This window comes from Polaromonas sp. P3_C2 (assembly GCF_056402675.1).
Genome location: NZ_JBFUGX010000766.1, coordinates 1 through 1766, shown reverse-complemented (window position 1 = coordinate 1766; position 1766 = coordinate 1). Strand labels below are relative to the sequence as shown.

Annotated in this window: 1 protein-coding gene and 7 tRNA genes; 1 reads left to right on the top strand and 7 read right to left on the bottom strand. The window is 56.1% G+C overall.

Annotated elements, in window-relative coordinates:
- Window positions 1–24 precede the first annotated feature (24 nt).
- The 7 genes from AC1DWI_RS21720 to AC1DWI_RS21690 all read right to left on the bottom strand — a co-directional run bounded on the left by AC1DWI_RS21720 (window position 25) and on the right by AC1DWI_RS21690 (window position 1037).
- Window positions 25–104 (bottom strand) — tRNA-Arg (locus AC1DWI_RS21720).
- A gap of 25 nt (window positions 105–129) precedes the next feature.
- Window positions 130–205, bottom strand: a tRNA-Arg gene (locus AC1DWI_RS21715).
- Window positions 206–226: 21 nt separating this feature from the next.
- Window positions 227–301, bottom strand: a tRNA-Ile gene (locus tag AC1DWI_RS21710).
- Between the two features lie 8 nt (window positions 302–309).
- A tRNA-Gln gene (locus AC1DWI_RS21705) sits at window positions 310–388 on the bottom strand.
- Between the two features lie 10 nt (window positions 389–398).
- Window positions 399–489 (bottom strand) — tRNA-Ser (locus AC1DWI_RS21700).
- 129 nt (window positions 490–618) lie between these two features.
- Window positions 619–695, bottom strand: a tRNA-Glu gene (locus tag AC1DWI_RS21695).
- 266 nt (window positions 696–961) lie between these two features.
- Window positions 962–1037 (bottom strand) — tRNA-Gly (locus AC1DWI_RS21690).
- 475 nt (window positions 1038–1512) lie between these two features.
- On the opposite strand from AC1DWI_RS21690, the gene AC1DWI_RS21685 reads away from it, so the two are divergent.
- The coding region (locus tag AC1DWI_RS21685) for a hypothetical protein (RefSeq protein WP_477725734.1) at window positions 1513–1766 on the top strand (254 nt) is incomplete at its 3' end.

Sequence of the window (1766 nt, the reverse complement as noted above, 5' to 3'; positions counted from 1 at the left end):
GAATCGAGCTGAATGAAAACTGAATGGCCTCGCGTGAAAGATTTGAACTTCCGACCCTCTGCTTCGTAGGCAGATGCTCTGATTCCGGACTGAGCTAACGCGAGAAAAATCTATTTGGGTTATTGCTGCTGCACGCAGGCAGACTCGAACTGCCAGCCTCGACCTTCGGAGGGTCGCGCTCTGAGTCCCGCTGAGCTATGCGCGCAAATGGCTTGGGTGATGCAGGTGGTGGTTGCAGTTGGGACCGAGCCAACGACCGGCGGGTTATGAGCCCGCTGCTCTACCACTGAGCTATGCAACCCGAAAAAATGGCAGGCCGTGATGGATTCGAACCACCGAAATGTCGGGATCAAAACCCGATGCCTTGGACCAGCTTGGCGAACGGCCCATCAAAGAGATGGCGGAAGATAGGGGATTCGAACCCATGAGCCCACTTTCATGGGCTCTCGCTTAGCAAGCGAGTGCCTTGAACCTCTCGGCCAATCTTCCAAAAATTCCCGGTTACGAGTTCCGGTGCCACCCTATCTTTGAGGCCGGTTTCCGCACTACGCTCTTGCGAGCACTGCGCTTCTTTACTGAACAGCTGCCAGCCAATTACCTGGCTGCCAGCGCTGGAATTGGCGTCACGTAGGGGATTCGAACCCCTGTCTACAAGAATGAAAATCTTGTGTCCTGAGCCACTAGACGAACGTGACAAATACCCTGGCGCCCACGGTCGCGATTTGAACGGCCGACCTGCTGCTTACAAGGCGACTGCCTTACCGCTCCATCGACTGAGCTACGCGGGCTAAAAACTGAATCCATTTCGGCTGTACCTGCATGTGAGCGGCCGGCATGAAGCCGAACCGGGGTCTCCCACTGCACTGCATTTCCGGGGCCATGAACCCCGGCTGCCAGCACACACGCCACCAGACCGTCTCCTCGGTCTCGCGCAGGTGACGTGAAACAGGCACACCCGAAATGGAGCGGACAGACGGCTTCGAACCGACGACATTGAGCCTGGAAGGCTCACGCTCTACCTACTGAGCTATGTCCGCAATTTTTGCGGAACTCGCTGCCATCCAGTGTTTGGCTGCTGTCCCGCTGCAAATTTTTAAAGACTCCCGCGCTTGAAGCGCATCGACGGCACGATCACCGTCAGGGAAAAACAAAAAGGCCCGGTTCCTTGCGGATACCGGGCCTCTGGGTGTCAGAGATTTAGAAGGTACGCTCAGGCGTCTCCTTCTCCCGGTTGTGTGGAATCCTCGTGGTTCTGCTTGGACATGGCGGTCCGCAAAATGGACAACGCAAAAGAACTCAGCCCACGACATTGGCCCAGATGAACGTCACGGCGACGCACGGCAGCACCACCCCAGACGGAGGGGTTGTTTCTTGCGTTGGCGGCTATCGGTTTCATGATGAGTGTGTGGAAAGGGTTGATGCCAAAGTAGCGATGAAAGGTAATGTAAAATCTTTTTACACCATCGTCAACGGGTCGATGCAAAATAATCTGGATTGTTGCAACCACGTCACATGGACTCCGAGAACGTCAATAGAAACCGGCGCAACAACCTGCTGATCATCATTCGGGAGTTCAGCGAGAAGGAGTTGGCCACCGGCGAATCACCTGTCGGCATGTTGGGCCGCATCGCCAGACAACTTGGCCTCAGCGCAGGGGGACTGAGCCAGTTCAAGGGTGACGCAAAGGGCACCGCGCGGAACATCGGCGATGCAGCAGCCGCGCAGATCGAGAGCAAGTCCGGAAAGCCAAAAGGCTGGATGGATAC